Origin of the sequence: Spirosoma sordidisoli, assembly GCF_004138325.1 — a bacterium.
Lineage (GTDB): Bacteria > Bacteroidota > Bacteroidia > Cytophagales > Spirosomataceae > Spirosoma > Spirosoma sordidisoli.
The window spans coordinates 371,265-384,799 of the sequence record NZ_SBLB01000001.1 but is presented as its reverse complement, the minus strand read 5'-3'; the positions used below and the strand labels follow the sequence as shown (position 1 = coordinate 384,799).

General features: G+C 58.1%; 12 protein-coding genes. 10 read left to right on the top strand and 2 right to left on the bottom strand.

What is annotated here, in order from left to right; translation table 11 throughout:
- The first annotated feature begins 70 nt into the window (after positions 1 to 70).
- Both hemW and mtgA read left to right on the top strand, forming a co-directional pair.
- A complete protein-coding gene (hemW, locus tag EQG79_RS01925; RefSeq protein ID WP_129599569.1) occupies positions 71 to 1,255 on the top strand; it encodes a radical SAM family heme chaperone HemW in 1,185 nt (394 codons plus the stop codon).
- 106 nt (positions 1,256 to 1,361) lie between these two features.
- Positions 1,362 to 2,192 (top strand): monofunctional biosynthetic peptidoglycan transglycosylase, encoded by an 831-nt coding sequence (mtgA, locus tag EQG79_RS01920; protein ID WP_170315638.1) that lies wholly within the window; start codon positions 1,362 to 1,364, stop codon positions 2,190 to 2,192.
- 53 nt (positions 2,193 to 2,245) lie between these two features.
- On the opposite strand, the gene EQG79_RS01915 is transcribed toward mtgA, so the two are convergent.
- The gene (locus EQG79_RS01915) at positions 2,246 to 2,599 is read right to left on the bottom strand and encodes a hypothetical protein (RefSeq protein ID WP_077920045.1); all 354 of its coding nucleotides are present in this window, start codon (positions 2,597 to 2,599) and stop codon (positions 2,246 to 2,248) included.
- 60 nt (positions 2,600 to 2,659) lie between these two features.
- Here EQG79_RS01915 and EQG79_RS01910 point away from each other — a divergent pair, with 60 nt between their 5' ends.
- Together EQG79_RS01910 and EQG79_RS01905 are read left to right on the top strand one after the other, a co-directional pair.
- Positions 2,660 to 3,121, top strand: coding sequence for an OsmC family protein (locus tag EQG79_RS01910; RefSeq protein WP_129599565.1), 462 nt, complete (start codon positions 2,660 to 2,662; stop codon positions 3,119 to 3,121).
- A 125-nt stretch (positions 3,122 to 3,246) separates the two neighbouring features.
- Positions 3,247 to 4,041: a thymidylate synthase gene (locus tag EQG79_RS01905; RefSeq protein WP_077920043.1), complete on the top strand. Its 795-nt coding sequence runs from the start codon at positions 3,247 to 3,249 to the stop codon at positions 4,039 to 4,041.
- Between the two features lie 581 nt (positions 4,042 to 4,622).
- Here EQG79_RS01905 and EQG79_RS01900 read toward each other — a convergent pair.
- The gene (locus tag EQG79_RS01900; protein WP_129599561.1) at positions 4,623 to 4,934 is read right to left on the bottom strand and encodes a 2TM domain-containing protein; all 312 of its coding nucleotides are present in this window, start codon (positions 4,932 to 4,934) and stop codon (positions 4,623 to 4,625) included.
- Positions 4,935 to 5,071: 137 nt separating this feature from the next.
- On the opposite strand from EQG79_RS01900, the gene EQG79_RS01895 reads away from it, so the two are divergent.
- The 6 genes from EQG79_RS01895 (at position 5,072) to EQG79_RS01870 (ending at position 13,531) form a co-directional block, all read left to right on the top strand.
- Positions 5,072 to 6,778: a helix-hairpin-helix domain-containing protein gene (locus tag EQG79_RS01895; RefSeq protein ID WP_129599557.1), complete on the top strand. Its 1,707-nt coding sequence runs from the start codon at positions 5,072 to 5,074 to the stop codon at positions 6,776 to 6,778.
- A 76-nt stretch (positions 6,779 to 6,854) separates the two neighbouring features.
- Complete coding sequence (locus tag EQG79_RS01890; RefSeq protein WP_077920040.1) at positions 6,855 to 9,251, top strand: TonB-dependent receptor; 2,397 nt, start codon at positions 6,855 to 6,857, stop codon at positions 9,249 to 9,251.
- A complete protein-coding gene (locus EQG79_RS01885; RefSeq protein ID WP_129599551.1) occupies positions 9,251 to 10,321 on the top strand; it encodes a DUF4249 domain-containing protein in 1,071 nt (356 codons plus the stop codon). Before EQG79_RS01890 ends, EQG79_RS01885 begins: the two co-directional genes overlap by 1 nt.
- A 5-nt stretch (positions 10,322 to 10,326) precedes the next feature.
- Positions 10,327 to 11,406, top strand: coding sequence for a DUF4249 domain-containing protein (locus EQG79_RS01880; RefSeq protein WP_129599546.1), 1,080 nt, complete (start codon positions 10,327 to 10,329; stop codon positions 11,404 to 11,406).
- A gap of 7 nt (positions 11,407 to 11,413) precedes the next feature.
- Positions 11,414 to 12,481 (top strand): DUF4249 domain-containing protein, encoded by a 1,068-nt coding sequence (locus EQG79_RS01875; RefSeq protein ID WP_129599539.1) that lies wholly within the window; start codon positions 11,414 to 11,416, stop codon positions 12,479 to 12,481.
- Positions 12,482 to 12,532: 51 nt separating this feature from the next.
- Positions 12,533 to 13,531, top strand: coding sequence for a glycosyltransferase family 9 protein (locus EQG79_RS01870; protein WP_129599533.1), 999 nt, complete (start codon positions 12,533 to 12,535; stop codon positions 13,529 to 13,531).
- Positions 13,532 to 13,535 lie beyond the last annotated feature (4 nt).

The window sequence follows — 13,535 nt, the reverse complement described above, 5'->3', positions numbered from 1 at the left end:
CGGTTGCGGGCCGGTTAGATAGGGCTGAGGCAACGGAACCTGCGGTTCTGGTTTGGTGTCATATACCTACATGCATCTGTACGTTCACATACCCTTCTGCAAGCAGGCCTGCCATTACTGCGACTTTCACTTTAGTACAAGCCTGGGGCAGAAATCGGCGCTGGTCGATGCGTTATGCGCTGAGCTGGCCATGCAGGCCGACTATCTGCCCGACAAAACGCTGGAGACAATCTACCTGGGCGGGGGAACGCCTTCCCTGCTGACCGAGGCCGAGCTGGATCAGCTTTTCAATACCATTTACCGACAGTTTACCCTGGTAGCCGGTGCCAGCGGTACGTTGCCCGAAATAACCCTCGAAGCCAATCCGGATGATTTGAGTCCTGACAAGCTTCACATCCTGAACCGCTACGTGAACCGGCTCAGCATCGGAATCCAGACCTTCGACGAGCCGACCCTCCGGTGGATGAATCGCGCCCATACGGCCGTCGAAGCGCGCGCCTGCGTCAGCCAGGCGCGCGACGCCGGGTTTGAGAACCTGAGCGTAGACCTGATCTACGGCATTCCTGATCGGGCCACGTCAGGCCGGGCCACGTCATCAGGCCGGGCCACGTCGGCATGGCAAACGGATGTGGAGACCATGCTGGCCTTGCCCGTTACCCACCTGTCGGCCTATGCCCTGACCATCGAGCCGGATACCGCGTTTGGCCGGTGGACAAAAACCGGGAAACTGCCCCCCGCCGATGAGGGCCTCGCAGCTACACAATTTGAAGAGCTGACCCAGGCCCTGACCGGTGCCGGATACCGCCATTATGAAATCTCCAACTTTGCCCGGCCAAACGACAGGGGGCAGATCCAGTATGCCCGGCATAATACGGCCTACTGGCAGCGCCGGCCCTACCTCGGCATCGGCCCCAGTGCCCATTCATACAATGGTTTCTCGCGCCAATACAACATAGCCAACAATGGACGTTATATCGCTGCGATCAGCGCCGGTACGTTGCCCGCCACCGTGGAGGAGCTGTCGGTAGCCGATCAGGTGAACGAGTACCTCCTGACGGGATTGCGTACCCAGTGGGGCTGTTCAGTGGCTGAGCTGAGCCAACTGCTGGGCGCCGACTTTACGCAGGTGCAGGCCCGCGAACTGATCGGCCTGTATGCGTCGGGCTGGTTGACGAACGAGAGCGGGCAGTTGCTTCTGACCCAGGCCGGTAAGCTCTTTGCCGACCGGGTAGCCGCCACGCTCTTTGTGGAGTAACGCTCTGGTTGGGTGTTGCCCCAGAATAGAAATTGTTTATCCTGTCGATTCGGTGTTCGGATTTCCGGTATCAATACTGCTATTTTCGCGCAACAGACCCGCTTCTATGAATCCGCAACGTCGTGCCAACACCTTTCGCGATATGCCGCAGCAACCCCGCCCCAAAGCGACTCATGCGTCAACGAGCCGCCTGCAGAAGACGGGTCGCTGGCAGCAGGCGCGTGGGTTCATCCGGCAGCGACCCCTGTTGGAACGGGCCTACTGGTTCTGCATCAAGGCGTTTCTGTGGCTCTTCTTCGGGTCGATCGGCTACGTGATCGTGCTTAAGTACGTGCCGGTCTGGGTAACGCCCCTGGTTGTGTCGCGCTGGTTCGATACGGTCGGTACCGACGAGCCGGGGCGGGTCTACAAGAAATGGCGACCCTACGACGAGATCAGCAAAGAAGCCGCCCTGGCCGTGGTCTCGTCCGAAGATCAGGCCTTCCCGACGCACTGGGGGTTTGATTTTGACGAAATCCAGGATGCGATCAAGGAGAACCAGCATCGGAAACGGCCGCGTGGTGCCAGCACCATTTCGCAGCAGGTCGCCAAGAACGTGTTTCTCTGGAACGGGCGGAGCTACATCCGTAAAGGCCTGGAAGTATACTTCACGGTACTGATCGAGCTGATCTGGGGCAAGAAACGGATTCTGGAAGTGTATCTGAACGTGGCCGAAACGGGGCCGATGACGTTTGGGGTAGAAGCCGCCAGCCAGCGGTTCTACGGCCATTCAGCCGCCACGCTCAGCCGCAACGAAGCGGCCCGTATTGCCGCTGTTCTGCCCAATCCCCGCCAGTTGTCGATCCAGAAGCCGTCGAATTACGTACAGCGACGAACCCGCCAGATTGCCCGGCAGATGCGTTACCTCGGTGGGCAGAAATACATCCGGAACTTATAGAGTGGTGAGAAAGGAGCGGCCTGGCCCGGCAGCTCGCTGCAGCAGAGCGTCTGCTAGAACAAACCCCGGCCCAGCAGGTGCTCGATCGAGACCGGCTCGTGGTGCAGGATAAAGAAGTAAATCAGGCCTGCCAGTACCACATAGCTGATAGCCAGCCACTTTCTTTTCTGGGCAAATTCGGCCGGATGGTGGTAGTAATCGTAGATCATGGACGCCGACAGGCCCATGACCATCAAAAAGAACGCGAACACCCCAAAATCTGTTCGGTACATACTCACTGACTGCATGAAACGGGCACCTGACAGGATGTACAACAGCCAGCAGCCAAAACCGGCCCGGTAGAGGTATACGCTCAGCCGCCGGTCGTTTTTCAGGTTAAAGAGGTCGTCAGTGAATTTTTCGGACATGACTCCGTTTGTTTAAGTCTGTGAAAGTACAAACGATACCCTATAAACGCAAGAAATACAATGCTTGATTCACAACCGGTTGCCACTGTTCCTGAATTTAATACGATGCAGGTAGAACTCGTTCGGGTCGACGATGCCTTTCATTTTGAGGCCGTTGGTACGTCGGGTGTTGTGCAGCATATTGACGCAGCGACCGACATTGGCGGACATAATGCCGGGGCCCGTCCCATGGAGATGCTGCTGATGGGACTGGCTGGCTGTTCGGCCATCGATGTCATCCTGATTCTGCAGAAACAGAAGCAGGTTATCGACGGATTCCGGCTGTCGGTCGACGGGCTTCGTCAGAAGGGAGCTACGCCCGCCCCCTTCCAGAAAATTCACCTGACCTATACGTTAAAGGGTGCTCTCGATTCCGATCGCGTGAAGCGGGCTATCGACCTGTCGATGGATAAGTATTGCTCCGCAACTGCCCAGTTCCGGCCTACTGCGGACATTACCTACTCGTTCGAGATTGAATCCTAGGACCTTACCGGCGCGCATCCGGCTTGGACACTGACACCGGCCGGATCGCGCGGCTGAAAAAAGCGATTTGCCTGTTGACTTCCGGCCGGTAACTACCGACTTTTGGGTTCATTTCAACATCACCCATGCGCCAGTATCACGATCTGCTTCGACATATTCTTGCCACCGGAACCCGCAAAACAGACCGTACCGGCACCGGTACCATCAGCGTTTTCGGCTACCAGATGCGCTTCAACCTGCAGGAGGGCTTTCCGCTGGTGACCACCAAGAAAGTACATACGAAGTCGATCATCCACGAATTGCTGTGGTTCATCAAAGGCGATACCAACATCAAATACCTGAAAGACAACGGCGTTAGTATCTGGGACGAATGGGCCGACGAACAGGGCGACCTGGGCCCCGTTTACGGAAAACAGTGGCGTAGCTGGAGCGCGCCCGACGGCCGCGTGATCGACCAGCTCAGCGAGGTGCTGCGGCAGCTGAAAAACTCGCCCGACTCGCGCCGGATCATTGTCTCTGCTTGGAATCCGGCCGATATTCCGAACATGGCTCTGCAGCCCTGCCACGCCCTGTTTCAGTTTTATGTGGCCGATAACAAGCTGTCCTGCCAGCTCTACCAGCGCAGTGCCGACGTCTTTCTGGGTGTGCCCTTCAATATTGCCTCCTATGCGTTGCTGACCATGATGGTAGCTCAGGAGTGTGGACTGGAAGCCCATGAATTTATCTGGACGGGGGGCGACACGCACCTGTATCTGAATCACCTCGAGCAGGTAGAGACCCAGCTAGCGCGCGAGCCGCGTCCGCTGCCGGTCATGCGGCTGAACCCCGACGTACGGTCGGTATTTGACTTCACCTTTGCCGATTTTACGCTCGAGAACTACGACCCCTGGCCGGCTATCAAAGCGCCGGTAGCGGTATAGCAGCACCGCCCCGATCAGAAAAACGGCGTTGGCCGATCCCATCGTAACGTACCAGAACCAGGTGGGTGGAAAAAACCGGTAGCTGCTCTCAACCAGGAAAGCGGCATACAGACTCGTTACGGATGCGCCCATGCCGCCATAATGCCAGCCTAGCCAGGACGGCATACCGGATCGGATTGCGAGCGGGACCAGCCCGATCAACAGGGTAATCAGACTACCGACGGCACCCCAGTGGATGACTCCGAACCGGCCGAACAGAAAATAAATCTGGAACGCGGTCAGCAGGAGCACGGCCATACTCACTACGTAAACCCGGCCCAGCCGCCGGTGCTGGCGGGTACCTTTCGGCAGAAAAAGAACCCCCGTTCCTGTCGCCATCGCCACGAGCGCAGCTGTCAGATGCAGCACGCTCGTTGGCGAGTGGAGTATTGTTTGCATACGTGGCGTAGAGCCGGGCGTTTCGCTCCCTCGTTCGCCTGTCCTCATCCCGGCTCATAAACATGTACTCGCGGGGCGGCAAAGTGTTTGGTTAACTTAGTGTCTATCCCGTTTTCGACTGGAATTAGCCCAGACGGCTGCGGTCAGCGCGACTGATTGCGGAGCTTCTCGTACTCCCGTTCAACCATGCCCCGCTCGTCGGGCCGGGCATAGACGCTGAAGTAGTGAGAAGCGAGCCCAATGCCCCAGCCGATCATGGCAAACAGCGGCCAGGGCAGTCCATACCCCCGAAAGACCGGCTGACTGAACGAGCCCATGTGGGTGACCAGATAGATCAGCCAGAGACCGGCATTGACGATCAGGTAAGAGCGCAGGTGCATGATGAAGCCAACGCGTTTTTTGGCTTGCTTCCATAAAAGATCGTCGCGCTGGGGAGAAACGGATTGGGTGGTCATGACAGAGATTGGTTTTCAGGGTTGCTGAGGCTGGCGTCTGCTGGCCTTCTGATGATGTAAAGATGGGCGACGCCATTGGCCCACACCCGTGAAATCCGACCAATTGCCTATTTTGCAGCATAAATGCGGCTTATACAATGACCAATTCCGAAATCGTTGACCTGCTCGAACTAACGGGCCGGCTGATGGAACTCCACGAACAGGACGCTTTCCGGACGCGGGCGTTTAGCTCGGCGGCTTTCAACCTTGACAAATCAACCGCCGATCTGGCCAACCTGCCCGTCGACGAACTTATTAAACTGCCCGGTGTCGGAAAATCAGTAGCGTATAAAATCCGCGAGATTGCTGATACCGGCCGCCTGACCGAACTGGACGAACTGCTGGCCCAAACGCCCGCCGGGGTGCTGGATATGTTCCGCATCAAAGGACTGGGGGTGAAAAAAATAGGTACGCTCTGGCGCGAACTGGGCATCGTGAGCCTGGGCGAACTTCAGCAGGCCTGCGAAGAAGGGCGCGTGGCTACCATCAAAGGCTTTGGTAAGGCTACCCAGGACAAGATTCTGGCTGCGCTGGAGTTTCTGCAGGAGCAGAAAGGCAAAGTACGGATGGACAAGGCGGCCCAGATGGCCGGTCTCCTGCTCGATGAACTGACCCCGCATTTTGACCGGGTCGAGGTGAGCGGGCAGGTTCGGCGGAAAGCCCAGGAAATCGATACGGTACAGCTGCTGATCCAGACCAGCGACCCGATATCGGCAATGCTGACCCTGAACGGGATACCCAGCCTCCAGCCGAACGAGGTCGAATCATCGCCCTTTGCCTGGCGGGGCCAGCTCGATGGGTTCGACGTACGGGTTGAACTGCTGCTGGTAGCACCCGATCAGATGGACCGGCAGCTGTTTATCCTGTCAGCGGCCGAGCCGCACCTCCAGCAGGTGGGCAGTGGGGGCGCTTCGCTGCTTCAGGTGGCCTATACCAGCCCCGATACTTCGGAAGCGGCTATCTACGAACGGGCCGGCCTGCCGTATATCGTGCCCGAAATGCGCGAAGATGATTTCGCCTTCCGCTGGGCCACCCGACACCGTGCCGACGAACTCGTGACCTGGGACGATCTGCGGGGGACACTGCACAACCACAGCACCTGGTCAGACGGCAAGCAGTCGGTGGCCGAGATGGCGGCCTACTGCCGCGAGCTGGGTCTGACGTATTTCGGCATTGCCGACCATTCCGTAACGGCCAGCTACGCCAACGGACTTGATGCCGAACGCGTTCGGGCGCAGCAGGCGGAGATCGACGCGCTCAATGCCGGCTTCGGCACCGGGTTTCGCATTTTTAAAGGCATCGAGTCCGACATCCTGGGCGACGGATCGCTGGATTATGACGACGAAATCCTGGCCAGTTTCGACTATGTAGTAGCAAGCGTTCACCAGACGCTGACCATGTCCATCGAAAAAGCCACCACGCGGCTGCTGCGCGCCATCGAAAATCCCTACACTACCATTCTGGGCCACCCGACCGGCCGACTGCTCCTGGCGCGGGAGGGGTATCCCATCGATCATCGCGCCATTATCGATGCCTGCGCGGCCCATCAGGTTGTGATCGAAATCAACGCCAGCCCGTACCGGCTCGACATAGACTGGCGCTGGATCGACTATGCCATGGAGCAGGGCGTCATGCTGAGTATAAATCCGGATGCGCATACGCTGAGCGGTTTGCTCGATATGCATTATGGCGTTGCCGTCGGGCGGAAAGGCGGTTTAACCAAGCAAATGACCTTCAATGCGTTGTCATTGGACGATATGCAGACTTATTTGCAGAATCGAAAGTTGGGAATAGGGAAGAAATAGGTAAGTTTAGCTTTACTATTCATGCTAAACGGTCAGCCGTCCGCTTTGGGCGGCTACCTGTTTCCTCTATTCCTCTATGCGCCTTCTTTACGTTCTGTCGGTTCTTGCCTGTTTGTTGACCGAAGCCGTTGCCCAGCAAAAAAACGCCATCGCCTATTCAGCCACCGGCTACGTTCGCGACGCCAAAACAGGCAAGCCAATTCAGGGTGTCAATATCGTTGTTATCAATGTATCTAAAGGCTACGTAACGGCCAAAGACGGCTTTTACGTGGTAACGATGCCCGCCGGCAACTACGTACTCAAGTTTACCCACGTAGGGTACCGGCCGCGCTACGATACAATCTCGCTCCAGAAACTGCTTTTCCGCGAGGTCTTCATGGAAGACGATGCCAAAGATCTGGAGGAGGTGGTAGTCACGAGCGAAACCCCCGACCGCAACGTCAGGAAGGTGGAGATCGGCGTATCGCAGCTGAGTATCCGCAGCATCCGTCGAATTCCGCCCCTGATGGGTGAAGTCGATGTGGTGCGGAGCCTGCTGCTGCTGCCGGGCGTTACCACCGTGGGCGAGGGGGCTCCCGGCTTCAACGTACGGGGTGGCAGCGCCGATCAGAACCTGGTGCTGTTCGATGATGCCCCGGTGTTCAACTCCAGCCACCTGATGGGCTTTTTCTCGGTGTTCAACCCGGATGTGGTGCGGGATGTAACGCTGAACCGGGGGGGCGTTGCGGCTGGCTACGGCGGCCGGGCGTCGTCGGTCCTGGACGTGAAGATCAAGGAGCCCGACGCCGAAAAATGGAGCCTGAACGGTGGGATAGGGCTGATTTCGAACCGGCTCGGCGTTGAGGGGCCCATCATCAAAAAAAAGCTGTCGTTTCTGGCTGCCGCCCGGGCGTCGTTCAACGATTTTCTGTTCAAGCTGGCGCCGGCCAACCTGCGCGGCACCAAAGCCAACTTTTACGACCTCACCACCAAAATCAAATTCCAGCCATCCGAGCAGCATACCATCACCCTGACCGGCTACGTGAGCACCGACGTGTTCAAGCTGGCGTCGGATTCGCTCTCGGGACAGGAAATCAATGCATCCTCGACCCAGTTCGATTACCAGACCACCAACGGGGTGCTACGCTGGAATTACTTTATCGGCCGTCAGCTGAACCTGGCTACCTCGGTTATTCTGAGCCGCTACCGGGCCAACCTCTCTTCGCCCGACTCGGCCAACGCGTTCGATCTGCGGTCGGGCATCTGGCACCGGCAAATCAAAACCGACCTGACCTATACGCCCGGCGACAATCACCAGTGGCAGGCAGGACTGAGCGCTATCGATTATCTGGTGCAGCCCAACACCCGAACCCCCGGCCCTTTTTCCAACGTGCTGCCGGTTGATCTGGCCCGCGAACAGGCCTATGAGCTGGCCGCTTATGTACAGGACGAGTGGAAAGTAAACACGGCGGTGTCGGTACTGGTGGGTCTGCGCTATTCAGCCCTGCTGAACCGCGGCCCGGCAACGGTGCGTACGTACCTGGAAAACGGCCCGCGCGAAGATGAAACGGTATCGTCGACCCAGACCTACGAGGCTGGCACGGTTTACCACCGGTCTGGGGGGCTGGAGCCGCGGTTGTCATTACGCTGGTCGGTGGGAGAAGGCCGATCCATCAAGGCGGGCTACAGCCGGCTTCGGCAGTACATCCAGCAGGTGACCAATACGACAGCCGCCCTGCCCACCTCGCGCTGGCACCTGAGCGACGTCTATACCAAGCCTCAGATTGCGGATCAGTGGTCGCTGGGGTATTTCCGAAATACGGCCGACAACGCCATCGAAGCGTCGGGGGAGATATATTACAAGCGCATCGCCAACGCCATCGACTACCGCGACGGGGCCGAGCTGCAACTGGCCGAAGCCGTTGAAACCCAGATTGTACAGGGGCGGGGTGAAGCCTACGGGTTCGAAGCCCTGCTGCGGAAGAATAAAGGCCGGTGGACGGGCTTTACGGCCTATACCTTCGCCCGTACGTTCCTGACCATGGACAGCCCGTTTCCCGTTGAACGGGTCAATAGTGGCCGGGCTTATCCGGCCAACTACGACAAGCCACACACGCTGAACGCCCTGGCCACGTACCGCCCCACGGCCTGGTTCAGCCTGTCGCTGAACTTTACCTACAGCACCGGACGGCCGATCACCCAGCCCTATGCTCGCGCCCGGATCAATGGGGTGTATGTGCCGATTTATGTCGACCGCAATCAGCAGCGCATTCCCGATTATCACCGGCTCGACTTCTCGATGACGTTCGAGCAGAATCCGCTCAAGAAAAAGCGGAATCAGAGCAGCTGGGTCTTTTCAATCTACAATGTGTACGCCCGTAAAAACGCGTATTCGATCTTTTACCGGCTCAATCCCCGCTCGTTCTCCGACGCCTACAAGCTATCCATTTTCGCTACGGCTTTCCCGTCGCTGACCTATAACTTCAGGTTCTGATGAAAGCACCTATCCGCTTATGGGTTGTGGCGTGGGCAGTACTGGCGCTGGTATTCTCCTGCATCAGGGAGTACCAGCCAGCCTCGGTAAGTACCAGCCCGAAACTGATCGTTGAAGGACAAGTCACCGACCAGCCCGGGCCATACACCGTTCGCCTGACCCGCACTGCCGACTACAGCATCCGCAGTATCAACTTGCTCGAAGAGGGCGCTACCGTTATCCTGGCCGATGATGCCGGCAACCGCGAAACGCTGCTCGAACAGGCTCCGGGTGGTACCTACCGAACCCGACCCGGCGGGTTACAGGGCGTGGCCGGCCGGCGGTATACGCTGACCATCACCACCCGGGCCGGAAAACAATATCAGTCCAGTGCCGAACTGCTGACAGCGGCTCCCCCCATAACCCGGGCGTATGCCGAATACCGGGCCGAGCCACTGGCGCTGACCCGCAGCGAGGTGAGTGGGTGGGATGTTTACATCGATACCAAAGACCCCGAAACGCCCGGTAACTTTTATCGCTACGAGTGGACCAACTACCAGGATACCGCATCCTGCGCGACGATTATCGACGACGTCCGGACGGGCGCCTACCATGACCTGCGCTGCTGTACGCCCTGCTGGGAAATTAACCGGTGTTACAACTGCCTCAACGTCAACTCAGATGTCAACATCAACGGCAAGACCCTGAGTCGACAGTTTATCATGCGGGTACCCTACACGTCTCGGAAAACCTATTACCTCGAGATTGAGCAGCAGGCCATCAGCAAAGGCGCCTACGACTTCTGGAAACGTGTGCGGCAACTGACCCAAAACGTAGGTGGCCTCTTCGACGCGGCACCGGCGGTATCGGATGGAAATCTGCGCTGCATCAGCGACCCGGCCGAACCGGTTTTCGGCTACTTCAGCGCGACGGGGGTGACGGTGGTGCCGCTCCTGGTTAATCGACGGAATGCGCCGGGGCCGCCCGATGTGTCGCGCCCGGCTATTTTCCGCGTGCCGCCCGACCCCTGTGCCGTCTGCGAGAATACGATCTATCGAACCCCAAACAGGCCCCGCTGGTGGGTTGACTGAACCCAATGAGAACACGATTCACCCGACCAAAACGGAGCGGTCAGCTGGTTAGTATCTGGCTGTTTCTGCTGGCTGGCTGCGTAACCGAATACCAACCCGAAACGCTCTCGCTGCCCCCTGGCCTCGTCGTAGAAGGACAGGTTACCGACCAGCCTGGGCCGTATACCGTTCGCCTGACCCGCACCGGTGACTACAGCAACCAGGGGTTCAACTTGCTCGAACAGGGTGCCACGCTGACTATCGAAGACAATGCGGGCAACCGGGAAACCCTGACCGAAGTGGCAGGCGGCACCTACCAGACCAAAGCAAATGGCCTGCGTGGCCTGGCCGGTCGACGTTATAAGCTGACCATTCTTACCAAAGCCGGCAAGCGCTATGAGTCCGACGCGGAGCTGCTCACGTCCGCTCCGCCCATACTAAAAGCCTACGCCGAATACCGGAACGAAGCCATTGCCGGAACGGCCAACCGCCGGCAGGGGTGGGATGTCTATATCGATACCCAGGACCCCGAAACCTCCGGTAACTTCTACCGCTGGGACTGGGTCCATTACGAGCCTGTCAGTGCCTGCGCGCGGGTCGTTGAAAACCCCAGAACCAACGCTTACCATGATTTGTACTGCTGTACGTTCTGCTGGGATATTGAACGCTGCTACAACTGTCTGAACGTGAACTCCGATGCGAGTATCAACGGGAAGGTGCTGAGCCGGCAGTTGATCACCCGGGTGCCGTTTACATCGACTCAGCCCTACTACCTCGAAATTGAGCAGCAGGCCATCAGTCAGGGGGCCTATACCTTCTGGAAGAGTGTTCGGGGCTTGGTGAATAATACGGGCGGCCTGTTCGACCCGGCTCCGGCCATGGTACAGGGCAACATCCGAAACACCGCCGACGCGGCCGAACCCGTGTTTGGCTACTTTGGCGCTACCGGCATTTCGGTGGTGCCGCTCCGGGTCAACCGCTCCGACGTGCAGGGGGCTCCGCCAGCTCAGCCACAGCTTCTATTCCGTAGTCCGCCCGATCCCTGTTTTCCCTGTGAGAACAGCCCTTACCGAACTTCCGTTACCCCCCGCTGGTGGGTTTTCTAGGTCTGATATGAATCAACTAATCGCGTTTGTGCGGCAAGTATGGCTGGCCTGCCTGTCAGGTGTGTTGCTGGCTGGCTGCGTAACTGAATACCAGCCTGACAGCATCAGCCTGCCCCCTGCGCTCATTGTAGAAGGGCAGATCACCGACCAGCCCGGCCCCTATACCGTTCGGTTGAGTCGCACCGCCGATTACAGCATCCGAAGTGTAAACCTGCTCGTAGAAAAAGCCACGGTTACCCTGGCCGATAACGCCGGCAATCGGGAAACCCTTACCGAAACGTCGGCCGGCGTTTACCAGACCCGGGCAAACGGGGTGAGAGGGGTGGCTGGTCGACAGTATAAGCTGACCATTCAGACCCGGGCTGGTTTGCAGTTTGAGTCGCAGCCGGAACTGCTGACGGCCGCGCCACCCATCCTGAACGTGTATACCGAATACCGGAACGAAGCCATTGCCGGAACCACCAACCGCCGGCAGGGGTGGGATGTCTACATCGATACCAAAGACCCTGCCACACCCGGTAATTTCTACCGCTGGGAGTGGACCCACTACGAGCCGATCAGTGTTTGCCAGCGCACCGTCCGAACCGACGGGTCGTATACCGGACTAGGCTGCTGCAGCCAGTGCTGGGATATAGAGCGATGTTATAACTGCGTCAATACCAGCTCGGATGCGAACATCAACGGACAGGCTATCAGCAAACAGCTGATCATGCGGGCGCCCTACACCTCGTCGGCGCCTTATTATTTGGAGGTGCAGCAGCAGGCCATCAGTCAGGGGGCCTATGCGTTCTGGAAGAGCGTCCGGCAGCTGGTAGGCAATACGGGCGGTCTGTTCGATCCGGCACCGGCGCTGGTACAGGGTAACATCCGCTGCGTCAGTGACCCATCTGTCCTGGCGTTCGGGTATTTTGGCGCAACGGGTGTATCCGAGCGGGGGTTCTACGTGGACCGGAGTGCCGGCCAGGGTACGCCCGACCTGGCTCCTCCCGTATTCGTGCCGCCCTTATCGCCCTGTGTTGTCTGCGAAAACAGCATCTACCGAACACCCAACAAACCGCGCTGGTGGGTCTATTGAACGGTTTGGACTGGCATAATAAATGCGATAGTTTTGTGGAAATGTATCAGCATGGCTTCCCCGGTAAAAATTCTGGTTCTGCAGTTCGCATCCATTGGCGATATGGTACTGGCTTCGCCGGTTGTGCGTTGTCTGAAACAGCAGATTCACCATGCTGAAGTACATATCTGCACCAAACGGGCTTACCTGCCCATCGTTGAGCACAATCCATACATCGATAAGCGGCACTACGCTGGCGAGAGCCCAACCGAGCTGATTCAGCAACTTCGGGCCGAGCGGTTCGATCTGGTGGTCGACCTTCAGAACAATGTGCTGACGGCTTTCCTCAAAGCCGCGCTCATGGTTCGTTCCTACAGCGTCAGGACGTTTCGGCTGAGGCAGTGGCTGTACCAGCGCTGGAAGGTCAACGTCATCCCGCCCCAGCACGTGGTAGACCGGTATTTTGAGGCACTGGCTCCGTTGGGTATTGAGGACGACGAAATGGGCCTCGACTACTTTATCCCGTATAAAGATCAGGTCGAGCCCGACTGGTTACCGGCTTCCCACCAGCACAACTACGTCGCCTACGCCATTGGCGGGCGGCATCAGACGGCGCGTATGCCCGTTGCCAAAATGGTGGAGCTATGCCGAAAGATAAACTTTCCCATCGTGCTGCTGGGCGACAAAGCCGACCGCGTGTTTGGTGACGAAGTGGCGCGGGCGCTGGGAAATCAGCTGATCTACAATGCCTGTGGGCAATTCAATCTGAACCAGTCGGCTTCCATTATTCAGGGCGCGCGGGTTGTTTTTAGCCACGACACGGGCCTGATGCAGATTGCGGCTGCGTTTGGCAAACGGGTCTACTCGATCTGGGGCAGTACCATGCCCGGTTTTGGGCGGTTTCCATACCGTACGCCCTACGTCCGGCTCGAGAAGCTGGGCCTTAGCTGCCGTCCCTGTACCGTAGGCACCAACGGCACCTGCCCGCTCAAACACTTCCGGTGCATGAACGATATCTCGTTCGACTTTGTGGTGAAAGAACTGCAGAAGAAGAAAAAAAACTTCGAATAGCCCG